The sequence below is a fragment of the Nonomuraea polychroma genome (assembly GCF_004011505.1).
GTDB lineage: Bacteria > Actinomycetota > Actinomycetes > Streptosporangiales > Streptosporangiaceae > Nonomuraea > Nonomuraea polychroma.
The window spans coordinates 2,792,582-2,805,635 of the sequence record NZ_SAUN01000001.1; the positions used below are offsets into that span (position 1 = coordinate 2,792,582).

A 13,054-nucleotide genomic window follows, 5' to 3' on the forward strand; every position below is an offset into this window, starting at 1 on the left:
CAACCGACTGTACGGCGCTCACTCCCCAGGACGCACCAGCCCGCTCTCGTAGGCGAACACGATCGCCTGGGCCCGGTCACGCAGCCCCAGTTTCATGAGCACTCGCCCGACATGCGTCTTGACCGTCTGCTCCGCCACGAACAACTTCTCCGCGATCTCCTGGTTGGGCAGCGCCTGCGCGACCAGCGTGAGCACCTCCGTCTCGCGCTCGGTCAGCTCGGCCATCCGCCTGCCACCGCCGGCCGGGGGCGCGCCCAGCTTGGACGGAGATCACCTGCTCAAGCTTACGATCGCGACCCCTCGATGGCGTCAGACCAAGGTCTGATCCCAGGTATCACCTTTAGGTATCGCTTACATGATTACGATCGCCGTGAGCGAACATCAACAAGGAAGGGAACAATGTGAGGCTCCAATGAATTGAGTCGGTATAACTCAACCCTTTGGAGTTCGCATGAGTGAGAGCTTGACCCTCCCGGTCCTGCCGCTGGACGACGAGGTCGTCCTGCCGGGCATGGTGGTCCCGCTGGACCTGTCCGACTCCGAGGTGCGCGCAGCCATAGACGCGGCCCGTGCATCCGGTGGCAACAAGCCGCGGGTCCTCCTCGTTCCCCGGATCGACGGCCGTTACGGCCCGATCGGCGTGCAGGCCGTTGTGGAGCAGGTCGGGAGGCTGCCCGGTGGCGAGCCCGCCGCGGTGGTCCGCGGCGTCAACCGCGTCCGCGTGGGCATCGGCACCACCGGCCCCGGTGCCGCGCTGTGGGTCGCGGCCGACACGATCGACACCGTCCCCGCCGGGGAGCGCGCGCATGAGCTGGCCAAGGAGTACAAGGCCCTGGCCACCACGATCCTGCAGAAGCGCGGCGCATGGCAGGTGGTCGACCAGGTCAACCAGATCGAGGACCCGTCGCTGCTGGCCGACAGCTCCGGCTACACCCCTTGGCTCACCACGGCGCAGAAGGTGGAGCTGCTCGAAGCCGCCGACCCGGCCGACCGGCTGGCCAAGCTGATCGAGTGGTCCCGCGAGCACCTGGCCGAGCTCGACGTCGCCGAGACGATCCGCAAGGACGTCCAGGAGGGCATGGAGAAGCAGCAGCGCGAGTTCCTGCTGCGCCAGCAGCTCGCCGCCGTGCGCAAGGAGCTCAAGGAGCTCAACGGCGACACCGAGACCGAGGAAGAGGACTACCGGGCCCGCGTCGAGGCCGCCGACCTGCCTGAGAAGGTGCGCGAGGCCGCGCTCAAGGAGGTCGACAAGCTGGAGCGGACCTCCGACCAGTCGCCCGAGACCGGCTGGATCCGCACCTGGCTCGACACCGTCCTCGACATCCCCTGGAACACGCGGACCGAGGACAACTACGACATCACCGGCGCGCGGACTGTGCTCGACGCCGACCACACCGGTCTGTCCGACGTCAAGGACCGCATCATCGAGCACCTGGCCGTGCGCAAGCGCCGCCAGGACAAGGGGCTCGGCGTGGTGGGCGGCCGCCGCAGCGGCGCCGTGCTCGCCCTCGCCGGTCCTCCCGGGGTCGGCAAGACCTCGCTGGGCGAATCCGTGGCGCGCGCGATGGGCCGCAAGTTCGTCCGCGTCGCGCTCGGCGGCGTCCGCGACGAGGCGGAGATCCGCGGCCACCGGCGCACCTACGTCGGCGCGCTGCCCGGCCGCATCGTCCGCGCCATCCGCGAGGCCGGTTCGATGAACCCGGTCGTCCTGCTCGACGAGGTCGACAAGGTCGGCGCCGACTACCGCGGCGACCCGACGGCCGCCCTGCTGGAGGTGCTCGACCCGGCGCAGAACCACACGTTCCGCGACCACTACCTCGAGGTCGAGCTCGACCTGTCCGACGTGCTCTTCCTGGCCACGGCCAACGTCCTGGAGGCCATCCCCGGGCCGCTGCTCGACCGGATGGAGGTCGTCACGCTCGACGGCTACACCGAGGACGAGAAGGTCGCGATCGCCCGCGACCACCTGCTGCCGCGGCAGCTGGAGCTGGCCGGGCTGAGCGCCGAGGAGGTGAGCGTCGAGGACGGCGCGCTGCGCAAGCTGGCCGCCGAGTACACCCGCGAGGCCGGCGTGCGCTCGCTGGAGCGCGCGGTGGCCAGGATCCTGCGCAAGGTGGCGGCCAATGACGAGCTGCCCGTCACCGTCGGCGAGGGCGACCTGGTCGGCTACCTCGGCCGGCCGCGGTTCGTGCCCGAGTCCTCGTTGCCCGAGACCTCGCAGCGCACCTCGGTGCCGGGCGTGGCCACGGGCCTGGCGGTCACCGGGGCCGGGGGTGACGTGCTCTACGTCGAGGCGTCGCTGGCCGACCCGGAGACCGGCGAGACCGGGCTCACGCTGACCGGCCAGCTGGGCGACGTGATGAAGGAGTCGGCCCGGATCGCGCTGTCGTACCTGCGCTCGCACGGCGCGGAGCTGGAGCTGCCGGTCACCGCGCTGAAGGACCGCTCCGTGCATGTGCACTTCCCGGCGGGCGCCGTGCCCAAGGACGGGCCGTCAGCTGGCGTGACGCTGACGACCGCGCTGGCCTCGCTCCTGTCCGGGCGGCTGGTCCGCAGCGACGTGGCCATGACCGGCGAGATCTCCCTGACCGGGCGGGTCCTGCCGATCGGCGGCGTCAAGCAGAAGCTGCTGGCCGCGCACCGGGCGGGCATCACCACCGTCCTCATCCCGGCCCGCAACGAGCCGGACCTGGACGACGTGCCCGCGGAGGTCCGCGACGAGCTGACCATCCACCCGGTCAGCGACGTGCGCGAGGTCCTGGACCTCGCGCTCGCCCCGGCGCAGGTCGCCACCGCCGCGGCGTGACCGTGGCACCCGCTGCCCGCCCCACCCCACCAGGTGCGGCGGGCAGCGGCATGCCTACGTACGGGCCGGCCAGTATTCGTCCCTGAGCAGCCGCTTATAGAGCTTGCCCGTCGGGTGGCGGGGCAGCTCCGCGCGGAAGTCCACGGACTTGGGGCACTTGTAGTGGGCCAGGCGCTCGCGGCAGTACGCGATCAGCTCCGCCTCCAGCTCCGGCCCCGCCTCGTCCATGGACATCGGCTCGACCACGGCCTTGACCTGCTCGCCCATCTCCTCGTCCGGCACCCCGAACACCGCCACGTCGGCCACATTCGGGTGCACCGACAACACGTTCTCGGCCTCCTGCGGGTAGATGTTCACCCCGCCGGAAATGATCATGTACGAGCGGCGGTCGGTGAGATACAGGAAACCCTCGTCGTCCAGGTAGCCGATGTCGCCCAGCGTGGTCCAGCCGCGGCCCTGCGGGTCGCGTGCGGCGCGGGTCTTGTCCGGGTCGCCGTGGTATTCGAACGTGCCGCCGTTCTCGAAGTAGACCGTGCCGTGCTCGCCCGGCGGCAGGTCGTCGCCGTCCTCGTCGAGGATGTGCACGACGCCGAGGAGGGAGCGGCCGACCGTGCCCTTGTGCCGCAGCCAGTCCTGTGCGTTGACGTAGAGGAAGCCGTTGCCCTCGGTGCCCGCGTAGTACTCGTGGATGATCGGCCCCCACCAGTCGATCATCTGCTCCTTGACGGGGACGGGGCAGGGAGCGGCGGCATGGATCGCATGCTGGAGCGATGAAATATCGTATTTTGTCCGAATCTCTTCCGGCAGTTTGAGCATCTTGATGAACATCGTGGGCACGAGCTGCGAGTGCGTCACCTGGTACCGCTCGACCGCCTGCAGATACCGCTCGGGGTCGAAGCGCTCCATCACCACCACGGTGGCGCCGAAGCGCTGGAACGTCAGGCAGTACCGCAGCGGGGCGGCGTGGTAGAGCGGCGCCGGCGAGAGGTAGACGCTGTCCGCCGACGGCGCGAACAACGCCTGGATGAGCTTGAACAGCATGCCGGGCTCGGTGAGCGGGCCGTGCGTGGCGGTCACCTTGACGCCCTTGGGCCGGCCGGTGGTGCCGGAGGAGTAGAGCATGTCCGCGCCGGTGCACTCGTCGTCGATCGGGCTGCTCGGCTGCTTGGCGACCGCCTCCTCGTACGAGTCGAACCCGTCGGCCGTGCCGTCCATCATGAGACGCAGCTCGACCCGGGGCGTGGTGGCGGTGATCGAGGTGGCGACGCCGGCCAGGTCCGCGCTCGAGATGAACGCCCGCGCGCCGCAGTTGCCGATGATGTACGCCACCTCGTCGGTCCGCAGCCGGGAGTTGATCGGCGTGTAGTAGAGGCCCGAACGGTGCGCCGCCCAGGCGACGGCCAGGAAGAGGGGATGGTTGGGCAGCATGAAGGCGATGTGGTCGCCCGGGCGCAGCCCGGCCGCGCGGAACAGGTGGGCCAGGCGGTTGGACTCCTCGTCCAGCTCGCGGTGGGTGATGATCCGTCCGGAGCCCGCCATGATCACAGCGGGCTTGTCTGGGCTGACTGCTGCGATGGCTCCCGGATACATGATCCGAACACTATTCGGCCGACCGGCAGCACGGAAGCCGCGACCTCGCCCTTGAGGCCGCGGCTCCGAGAAGGGGGCGGTCAGGCCGCCGCGTGGTAGACGTCCTTCCAGCCGGAGTGGTAGCCGGTCGGCTGGTGCCGGTTGCCCCGGCTCACGTCCACGTAGATGTGCGCGGCGTTCTTACCGTAGAAGGTGAACTCCTGCGGGTGCTTCGAGCAGTTGCGGAAGCTCTTGAAGTACGCCGAGCCGTTCTTGTTCACGACCTTGAACGTTTCCCACGCGCACTTCTTCTTGCCCCACCACTTGGCGTTGTGGAGCGTGCTGTGGACCTTGAAGAAGTGGTCGTGGCGCCACTCCCAGAAGCGCTTCTTGACCTTCTTCTCCACCCACTTGCAGTGCTTGTCGCCCTTCTTGTCCTTCCAGCAGATCTCCTTCTTGACGGTGATCCACTTCCAGTACCAGAACTTGAACGCCTTCTTCTCGACGCTCACGTGGCCGTAGGCCTTGGCCTTGTGATCGCCGGAGTAATAGGGTCCCCACGCCGCGTCGTACGAGCTCGCGGCGGATGATGCCGACGTGGTGGTGGCGTTGGCGGCGACCGGTGCGCCGATCGCCACCAACGTGGCGGCGGTGACGCCGAGCAGGATTCGTGAAACGAATCGCACTTTGGGTCCTCCTCGGGAGAGGTTTTGCTGACCCGGCATTCCTACGTCCGCCTAATTGCGCCGCACTTGCAATTCACTTGACGCCTGAACCAGTGTGATAAGAGATTATTCCTGTTTCGGCGGCGCGTTTTCAATATCATTCCGCGGCGATCACGGAACCCGCGTACTTCTGCTTGATGAAGTCCTTGACCTTCTGGTCCTGCAGCAGCTTGCCGAGGGTGACGATGTTCGCGTCCTTCTCGTGGCCGGTCTTGACGACGAGCCCGTTGACGTACGGGTTGCTCTCGGTCTTCTCCAGGGCCAGAGCCTGGGTGGCGGGCTTGAGCCCGGCCTCGATGGCGTAGTTGCCGTTGATCACCGCGGCGTCCACGTCGTCGAGCGACCGCGGCAGCTGCGCCGCCTCCAGCGGCTTGAACTGCAGGTTCTTCGGGTTCTCTACCACGTCGCGCTCGGTCGCCGCGGTGCCCGCGCCGTCCTTGAGCGTGACGAGGCCGTGGTCGGCGAGCAGCTTGAGCGCGCGGCCGAGGTTCGTGGCGTCGTTGGGCACGGCCACGGTGGCGCCGCTCGCCAGCGCGGACAGCGCGGTGATCTTCTTGGAGTACACGCCGAGCGGCTCCAGGTGGACCGGGGTGACGAAGCTCAGCTCGGTGCCCTTGGAGGAGTTGAAGTCGTCCAGGTACGGCTTGTGCTGGAAGAAGTTCGCGGTCAGCTGGCCCTCGTCGAGCTGCACGTTCGGCTGGACGTAGTCGGTGAACTCGACGACCTCCAGCTTCAGGCCGGCGGCCGGCGCCAGATTCTCCTTGACGTAGTTGAGGATCTCGGCGTGGGGCACGGGGCTGGCGCCCACCTTGAGCACCGTGTCGGCTCCTTCGGCCGCCGTGCTGGTGGCGGACTGCGACGTACCGCATGCGGCGAGCGACAGGGCTAGTGCGACAGCACCCGCAATGGCACGAAATTTCATTTTGTTTCCTTACTTGTGCGATAGGCGCCGAGCGACCCAGTCGCCCAGGCTCTGCAGGAGTTGCACGATCACGAGGAGAAGGACGACCGTCACGATCATCAGGAGGGTCTCGAAGCGCTGGTAGCCGTACCGGACGGCCAGGTCCCCGAGCCCCCCGCCGCCGAGCGTGCCGGCCATGGCGGAGTATCCGATGAGCGCGACGACCGTCACGGTCAGGCCCGCCACCAGCCCGGGCAGGGCCTCGGGCAGCAGGACCTTGCGCACGATGGTGGTCCGGCTCGCGCCCATGGCTTGGGCGGCCTGCACGACGTCCGTGCCGACCTCCCTGAGCGCGGTCTCGACCAGCCGGGCGAAGAACGGCACCGCCCCGACGGTGAGCGGCACGACGAAGGCGGCCGTCCCGATGGTGGTGCCGACGACGAGCCGGGTGAACGGGATGATCGCGATCATCAGCACGATGAACGGCAGCGACCGGCCGATGTTCACCACGAACCCGAGCGCCGACTTGAGCGCGGGCGCCGGCCGCAGCCCGTCCCGGTCGAACACCACCAGCGCCACGCCCAGCGGCAACCCGAGCAGCAGCGTGAACACCGCCGACCAGCCGACCATCTGCGCCGTCTCCAGCGTCGCCGGCCAGAGCAACGGCAGCATCTCTTCCCACGTCACGAGGCCTCCTCCGTCGGCCTCGTGACGAACGTGCTGTGTCTCATTGTTCTCTCGCTTCGCTCGCTCACGAGGCCTCCTCCACGATCAGGCCGGAGCCGCGCAGGTACGCGAGCGCGGCGGGGGCGTCGGTGCCGTCGAGCGACACGCGCAACCGGCCGACGGAGCCGCCGGCGAGGTCCTCGATCGAGCCGCCCAGGATGCTCAGGTCCACGTCGAACTTCCGCACGACCTCCGACACCACCGGTTGCCGCGGATCGCCGGTGAACGTCAGCGTGACCGAGCCGGCCGGGGCGGGCTCGGGAAGCGGGAAGATCTCCCTGGTCAGGCGGGATCCGGGCGTCTTGATGAGGTCGGCGATGGAGCCAGACTCCTCGATGCGGCCGCGCGCCATGATGGCCGCGGAGTCGCAGACGCTCTTGACGACGTTCATCTCGTGGGTGATGAGCAGGATCGTCAGGCCGAGCTCGGCGTTGAGCCGCTTGAGCAGCGCCAGGATCGACTGGGTGGTGGCCGGGTCCAGCGCGGAGGTGGCCTCGTCGGACAGCAGCACGGACGGGTTGCCCGCGAGTGCCCTGGCGATGCCGACCCGCTGCTTCTGCCCGCCGGACAGCTGGTGGGGGCGGTCCTTGCCGCGGCCTTCGAGCCCGACCAGCTCCAGCAGCTCGCCGACGCGGCGCTCGCGCTCGGCTCGCGGCACGCCCATGACCTCCAGCGGGAAGGCGATGTTGCCCGCCACCGTGCGCGAGGACAGCAGGGCGAAGTGCTGGTGGATCATGCCGATGCGCTGCCTGGCCCGGTTCAGCTCGGCGTCGCGCAGCGCGGTCAGGTCCTGGCCGGCCACGATGACGGTGCCCGCGGTGGGGCGTTCGAGCAGGTTGACACAGCGCAGCAGGGTGCTTTTGCCGGCGCCGCTCTGGCCGAGCACGCCGTAGATCTCGCCTTCGCGCACGTGCAGGTCGACGCCGTCGAGAGCGACGGTCTCGCCGTACTGCTTGCGCAGGCCAGAAGCCTGGATCACGGAAAATCCCCACGACTGAGAGCGGCCCGGGGCCGCTGGGACGAACAGATGCCGGTGATGGCGGCCGGGTCAGCGCGTGCCGGGGTGGAACGGCAGGTGGCTCAGCCTGCGCAGCACGAAACCAGGTGCGATCATGATGACCTTCGAGGAGAACGGGCGGACGGTCTTGTCTAGCGGGCCGGCATTCGCCCCATACGCATGCGACAACACGCGGCGGCCCGGTGGGCGCCGTGCTCGTTCGCGTATGCCTCGTTCACGCCGTTGCAAACGACATGGTGAGATCCCGCTATTCCTCATCCGCCTCGTGATCTGTGTCACGGACCGGCTTCCATCGGTAGAGATGTATCGGTAGCGATGTAATATGCCGTCATGAACATCGCGAGATTGCGCAGGCTGGGACGGCGGCTTGTGGAGCTGTCCAAGCCCGCGGACGACGACGACCGGCCGATGCTGACGCCCGGAGAGGAGGCGGTCTTCGAGGACGTGCTGCGGCACGCGGGCAGCGCGGTGGGGGAGATCCAGGCCCGCACGGGGTTCGCCCAGAGCCACGTCTCCGCCTCGGTGGCCCGGATGCGGGAGCGCGGCATCCTGGAGACCGGCCCCGACCCTGCCGACGGCCGCCGCACCCAGGTCCGGGTGGCCGATGCCGCCATGCACGCGCTGTTCCGGCGCGCGACGACGCCGGTGGAAGAGGTGGTGCGGCGAGCGGTGCCGGACCCGGCGGACGCCGACCGGGCGGTGGCGCTGCTCAAGGAGCTGGAGGCCCTGCTGATCACCGACGAGTCCCACGGCGCGGGCTGACCCCGCCGCCGGTCGTCACTGATCCATCGCGTGGAACCCGTTGTTCGGTCCACCGCAGATCAACAGGATCATGGCGAGGCTCGGGATCAGGATCAATGCGGGTTCACGCCAAGCAGCAGGCCGCCGATCACGGCCCAAGAAGAAGACGACGTCGGAAGAGCCGAATGCGGAGGAGCCGAAGACGGCCGGGATCGGCACGGTGGTGCGCGACGGCGACTTCTCTTTCAAGGTCACCAAGACCGAGCAACTGGCCCGGGTCGGCAACGAGTTCCTCGGCACGGACGCCCAGGGCGTGTTCCTCCTCGTGCACGTCACGGTGAAGAACATCGGCGACGAGGCGGGGTCGTTCTTCGGCGCGAACCAGAAGCTGTTCGACGCCAAGGGCCGCGAGTACGAGGCCAGCTCGGAGGCTGCCATCTACCTGAAGGACAGCAAGTCGCTGTACGAGAAGATCAACCCCGGTAACAGCGTCAAGGATGTGGTGCTCTTCGACATCCCGAAGAACATGAAGCCCACGGAGATCGAGCTGCACGACTCGCTGTTCTCCCAAGGCGTCCGAGTCTCTCTCACCTGATCTGGAGGCTAAGCATGAACATTGGTCTTCCTGAGCTCCTCGTGATCTTGGCGTTTCTCGCCGTCGGCGCGCTGGTCATCGGAGGCATCGTGTTCGTTGTGGTGAAGCTCGCCAACCGCGGCCGCCGCTGAACGACGAAGAGCCCCCGCCCCTCCCGGAAGAGACGCTGTTGGCGCAGTAGATCGAACGGGAAGGCCCCGTGATCACGTTAGTGATCACGGGCCTTTCCGATGTTAGGAGCTGTATGCCGAGCCAGCTTCACCGCTGAAAGCAACAGGATGAGGGCGGGGCTCGGGATGAGGATCAGGTCGGGGATCACCCCAAGTCTTTGATCTTGGCTGGCTGGCTGGCGGCGAACTGCGATCAACGACAAGCCCACGCGGTCCGCTGCCAATGCCGACCCTTGGTCGCTTATGCTGTGACCGGTGACCTTCACCGGCTGGTTGCACCTAGCAGCTGCGGTTGGCAGGGACTTCAAAGATGAGTTCGAGACCGTCCTCTTCGTCCCACTGTTCTCCGACCTCGACGAAGCCGAAGCCGGCGATCGTGGCCAGGGACGCCACGTTATCGGGACTAATCGTCGCTCGTACGGTCTTGACCGCCGGTTCGGCCGCGGCCCGACGCAGCAACTCGATCAGGATGGCTCGGCCATACCCCTGGCGACGGAAGTCGGGAGCAACCGAGTAGCCGATCTCTACCATGCCCGCCTCATCGGGCGGTCCGTGAAATCCGGCGTGACCGATGACGACACCTTCAGGCCCGGTTACCACCTGCCGCACCATCCACCGTGCGTGGCCGGGATCGGCGGCCATCTGGTCGATCCGAAACCGCCACAGCCACCGTGCTCTGTCTGTCACAAAGTACTCGGTCAGAGCGACCCCAGCCGTATTGCTGGCTGTGGGCAGATCCCCATCGAGCAGAGCGGACATCGCAGTGCTCGACAACTCGACAAAGCGCACATGCTTTGGACTGGTGGGGAACGACGTCTGGCCATCGGCTTCATCTGTCACCGTGCGGATGGTCGCAGAATGTCCGACAGACGTCCAACGAATTGCAGATGCCGCTACCGCGGGACCGCCAACATCCATCTCGAGCAGCTACTCATCGCCGCGGCGATGAACCTCACCCGGATCGATGCCTGGCAGAGGGTCAGACATCGTCCTCGACATCTCCGCCCTCATCGTCGCGCTCTCCGCAGCCGCCGCAGGCCTGTACATGCTGGTCGTCAAACCCATTCGGATGCTGGCCGCAATCTGGGGGCGCATCGAGGACATCTCGCTGCCGCCACACGGCGAGCCCGGCCGCCGGCGGCGACTACCCGTCAGTTGCCGGTCACGGCGCTCCTATCCGGGGGTAGGGCGTGCGCCGCGGGTGGGCAGAATTCAGGTCATGAAGCGGCAAGAGATCGACCGCAGCAGGCTCAAGGTGACGAGCCGTCATCAGATCGCCCAGTTACGGGCTCAACGGGAGCGGGAACGCGAACTGCGTCAGGTGCGCAAGCTGGTCCGCCTGTACCGGCGGGCGCGTGTCGTGGCGCTGGTGATGATCATCCCAGTTGCGGTGGTCGTGGGGTTTCTCCGGGCGTACGGCGTACTCCCGCCGCTGGTTCCGTAGCGGGCCGCCCGCGCACCCTTTGGTGGGGCGCGCATCCAAGGCCCCACGCGGGCGGCCACAGTTGAGGGGCTGATCAAGCAGGATGGCTGTCATCAGAAGTCGATGTGGACGCCGCCGCGTAGCGATGACAGCAGCACGGCGTACTGCTGGTAGATCGGGTTCAGCGCTTTGGGCGGCCACTTGCCGCCGCTCGGCAGCGGCATAAAGTCGACCTCCCGGGTAGAGGGTTATGTATGACGAAATTGATGGATCGAGTGCGCAAATATCTGCACAGCCCGAAGGGGCAGCAGACGGTTGAGAAGGCGAAGCGGATGGCTCGTGACCCGCGCCACCAGGCACGGGCGCGGAACTGGTTGAGCAAGCTACGACGTCACTGATCCGTGGAACTGAGAGCGGCAAGCCGCTCGCACTCTCCGCGGTGGTGTGTCCGTCCCACTCGATGGCGTCGGGGTCGACCACCTGCACGTGCTGGAACAGGTCCAGGTCTTCGGGGGTGATGTGCCAGGAGAACTGTCCGCGCTCGGCGCCGAGGTAAATGACGGGCCATTCGGGCTCGTTGGGGTCGTTGTAGCGCCCGCACACTCGTTCAGTACGTCGCCCGCCTCCTGCACGAAGAACGCCAGCTGCGTGGCACCCCGAAAGGCGGCCGCGTCTTGAGCCCGTTCTGGCAGGCGGTCATGGTGCTGCGCTGGTTCCGAGGTGAGCACGATGTCCCCAAGCTCGGCCGCGATCACCGCGTCTCCCGGGCCACCGCCTACCGATACATCCACGAAGGGATCGAGGTTTTCGCAGTTCAAGCACCGGATCTGCCCGAAGCACTCGAGCGTGCCCAGGCCGAAGGACTGTCACACGTGATCCTGGACGGCACGCTGATCCCCATCGACCGCTGCGTCGAGCAGGCCGTCAGCGTCAAGGGCAAACCGATCGAGGCGTGGTATTCGGGCAAGGCCCACCAGCACGCCGGAAACCTTCAAGCACTGTCGGCACCGAGCGGGCTGCCGTTGTGGATCGGCGAGGTCGAGCTCGGCTCCGTTCACGATCTAACCGCCGCCCGCGCTCACGTTCTGGGAGCGCTGTACGCCGCAGCCGCACGTGGCCTGCCCACCCTGGCCGACAGCGGCTACGACGGCGCCGGAATCGGCATTCACACGCCGATCAAGCAGCCCGAAGGCAACCAGATCCTCAGCCCGGACGACCGCACCTACAACCGACTCCTACGAGCCCTCCGCTGTCTCGGTGAACGCGGATTCGCCCTGCTCAAAGGCCGCTGGCGGACCCTCCAGCACATCACCGTCAGTCCCAGCAGAATCGGCGACATCGCCCGTGCAGTGCTTGTCCTCACCCACTTCGAGCACAATTACCTACCGGCAATTCGCTGAGATCACGTCACTACCCGCCGTCGGACTCTCTCCATGATCAACTAGCGGCATGCGCGCATTATCCAGATCTTGGATCCGGCCGGGCGCGGATCGGGGTGATCTCGACGGCGTCACGGTGCCCGTCCTGGGCTGAGGCGACAGTTCAGCCCATCCAGGGGCGTGAGCGGTGATCAGCTCCCGCGATGAGCTTTGCTCCGAACGCCCATATCCGTCGCCGGGCAGACGGCGTTGACTGACAGTGTCCGGTTACCTGCCTTCGGGCGGGATGCGCCGGCGATATTGGGAAGGAGGCGGTCATGTCCACCGAGACCGTGATGTGGGTGGCCGTCATCGTCGGGGTGATGGTGGTGGTGCCGGCCGTCGGTTTCTTCTTGCTGCGGAGGCGTCGAGATCGTCTTCGCGAGCGATTCGGCCCCGAGTACGAGCGCACTGTCGCCGCCGCGGGCGACCGCAGGGCGGCCGAGCGTGAGCTGCGAGCCCGTCGAACGCGATCAGGCCCACTCGACATACAGCCGCTCGATCCCGAATCACGCCGCGGCTATGCCGACAGGTGGGCCGCGGTGCAGGAGCGTTTCGTGAACGAACCGGGTCCCGCGGTCAGCGAGGCCGATCTGCTGGTGCGGGCCGTCATGGCCAAGCGCGGCTATAGCACTGAGGACTTCGCGCAGCAGGCCTCCGACTTGTCGCTGCGACACAGTCGCACCCTGGAGCACTACCGCCAGGCCCACGAGATCAGCGGGCGCGCCGCAGGCAGTTGGGTGTCGATCCAGGAACTGCGGCAGGCCATGACGCACTATCACGCCTTGTTCGACGACCTCATCGGCGGCGACCAGCGGCCGCTCCGGGCTCGGGCTGCCGCTCGGGCACCCCTGACACGCCCACACGGAACTGCGGGTCCCCGCCGGTAGGCCGCGGGCGCTCAGGAGGCCGTGGGCCGGAAACACGATCGATGGATTCACCCAGTGGCCGTGCCACGGAAA

12 protein-coding genes and 1 pseudogene are annotated in these 13,054 nt (G+C 67.5%); 6 read left to right on the plus strand and 7 right to left on the minus strand.

Annotated elements, in window-relative coordinates; all coding sequences use genetic code 11:
- Positions 1-18: 18 nt before the first annotated feature.
- Positions 19-246, minus strand: a pseudogene (locus EDD27_RS12330) (response regulator transcription factor); the annotation flags it as partial.
- 205 nt (positions 247-451) lie between these two features.
- On the opposite strand from EDD27_RS12330, the gene lon reads away from it, so the two are divergent.
- Positions 452-2,806: an endopeptidase La gene (lon, locus tag EDD27_RS12335; protein ID WP_127932543.1), complete on the plus strand. Its 2,355-nt coding sequence runs from the start codon at positions 452-454 to the stop codon at positions 2,804-2,806.
- Positions 2,807-2,860: 54 nt separating this feature from the next.
- Here lon and EDD27_RS12340 read toward each other — a convergent pair whose 3' ends face one another.
- The 5 genes from EDD27_RS12340 to EDD27_RS12360 form a co-directional block, all read right to left on the minus strand.
- Positions 2,861-4,396, minus strand: a complete 1,536-nt coding sequence (locus EDD27_RS12340; protein ID WP_127932544.1) for an acyl-CoA synthetase — start codon at positions 4,394-4,396, stop codon at positions 2,861-2,863.
- Between the two features lie 80 nt (positions 4,397-4,476).
- Positions 4,477-5,061: a hypothetical protein gene (locus EDD27_RS12345; protein WP_127932545.1), complete on the minus strand. Its 585-nt coding sequence runs from the start codon at positions 5,059-5,061 to the stop codon at positions 4,477-4,479.
- Between the two features lie 136 nt (positions 5,062-5,197).
- Positions 5,198-6,022, minus strand: coding sequence for a MetQ/NlpA family ABC transporter substrate-binding protein (locus EDD27_RS12350; RefSeq protein WP_127932546.1), 825 nt, complete (start codon positions 6,020-6,022; stop codon positions 5,198-5,200).
- Between the two features lie 9 nt (positions 6,023-6,031).
- Complete coding sequence (locus EDD27_RS12355) at positions 6,032-6,688, minus strand: methionine ABC transporter permease (protein WP_206641373.1); 657 nt, start codon at positions 6,686-6,688, stop codon at positions 6,032-6,034.
- 64 nt (positions 6,689-6,752) lie between these two features.
- Entirely contained in the window at positions 6,753-7,706 is a 954-nt protein-coding gene (locus EDD27_RS12360; protein WP_127932547.1) for a methionine ABC transporter ATP-binding protein, read from the minus strand.
- Positions 7,707-8,075: 369 nt separating this feature from the next.
- Between EDD27_RS12360 and EDD27_RS12365 the strand changes: the two genes are divergently transcribed.
- On the plus strand, positions 8,076-8,507 hold the full coding sequence (locus tag EDD27_RS12365; RefSeq protein WP_127932548.1) for a MarR family winged helix-turn-helix transcriptional regulator: 432 nt from the start codon (positions 8,076-8,078) through the stop codon (positions 8,505-8,507).
- Positions 8,508-8,577: 70 nt separating this feature from the next.
- A complete protein-coding gene (locus EDD27_RS12370; RefSeq protein ID WP_127932549.1) occupies positions 8,578-9,081 on the plus strand; it encodes a DUF4352 domain-containing protein in 504 nt (167 codons plus the stop codon).
- 449 nt (positions 9,082-9,530) lie between these two features.
- Here the strand turns inward: EDD27_RS12370 and EDD27_RS12380 are convergent, their stop codons facing one another.
- Positions 9,531-10,091: a GNAT family N-acetyltransferase gene (locus EDD27_RS12380; protein ID WP_206641374.1), complete on the minus strand. Its 561-nt coding sequence runs from the start codon at positions 10,089-10,091 to the stop codon at positions 9,531-9,533.
- 379 nt (positions 10,092-10,470) lie between these two features.
- On the opposite strand from EDD27_RS12380, the gene EDD27_RS12385 reads away from it, so the two are divergent.
- The 3 genes from EDD27_RS12385 (at position 10,471) to EDD27_RS12395 (ending at position 12,982) form a co-directional block, all read left to right on the plus strand.
- Positions 10,471-10,695: a hypothetical protein gene (locus tag EDD27_RS12385; protein ID WP_127932552.1), complete on the plus strand. Its 225-nt coding sequence runs from the start codon at positions 10,471-10,473 to the stop codon at positions 10,693-10,695.
- 545 nt (positions 10,696-11,240) lie between these two features.
- Complete coding sequence (locus EDD27_RS12390) at positions 11,241-12,074, plus strand: HARBI1 family protein (RefSeq protein ID WP_127932553.1); 834 nt, start codon at positions 11,241-11,243, stop codon at positions 12,072-12,074.
- A gap of 296 nt (positions 12,075-12,370) precedes the next feature.
- Positions 12,371-12,982 carry a hypothetical protein gene (locus EDD27_RS12395; protein ID WP_127932554.1) on the plus strand — a complete coding sequence of 204 codons (612 nt, stop codon included), beginning with the start codon at positions 12,371-12,373 and terminating at the stop codon, positions 12,980-12,982.
- Positions 12,983-13,054: the final 72 nt, after the last annotated feature.

Bases quoted from the DNA above. Each gene is read 5' to 3' on its own strand.
- EDD27_RS12385 (WP_127932552.1), top strand. From the start codon at position 10,471: ATGAAGCGGCAAGAGATCGACCGCAGCAGGCTCAAGGTGACGAGCCGT.
- EDD27_RS12370 (WP_127932549.1), top strand. From the start codon at position 8,578: ATGGCGAGGCTCGGGATCAGGATCAATGCGGGTTCACGCCAAGCAGCA.
- lon (WP_127932543.1), top strand. From the start codon at position 452: ATGAGTGAGAGCTTGACCCTCCCGGTCCTGCCGCTGGACGACGAGGTC.
- EDD27_RS12350 (WP_127932546.1), bottom strand. From the start codon at position 6,022: ATGAAATTTCGTGCCATTGCGGGTGCTGTCGCACTAGCCCTGTCGCTC.
- EDD27_RS12395 (WP_127932554.1), top strand. From the start codon at position 12,371: ATGTCCACCGAGACCGTGATGTGGGTGGCCGTCATCGTCGGGGTGATG.
- EDD27_RS12365 (WP_127932548.1), top strand. From the start codon at position 8,076: ATGAACATCGCGAGATTGCGCAGGCTGGGACGGCGGCTTGTGGAGCTG.
- EDD27_RS12340 (WP_127932544.1), bottom strand. From the start codon at position 4,396: ATGTATCCGGGAGCCATCGCAGCAGTCAGCCCAGACAAGCCCGCTGTG.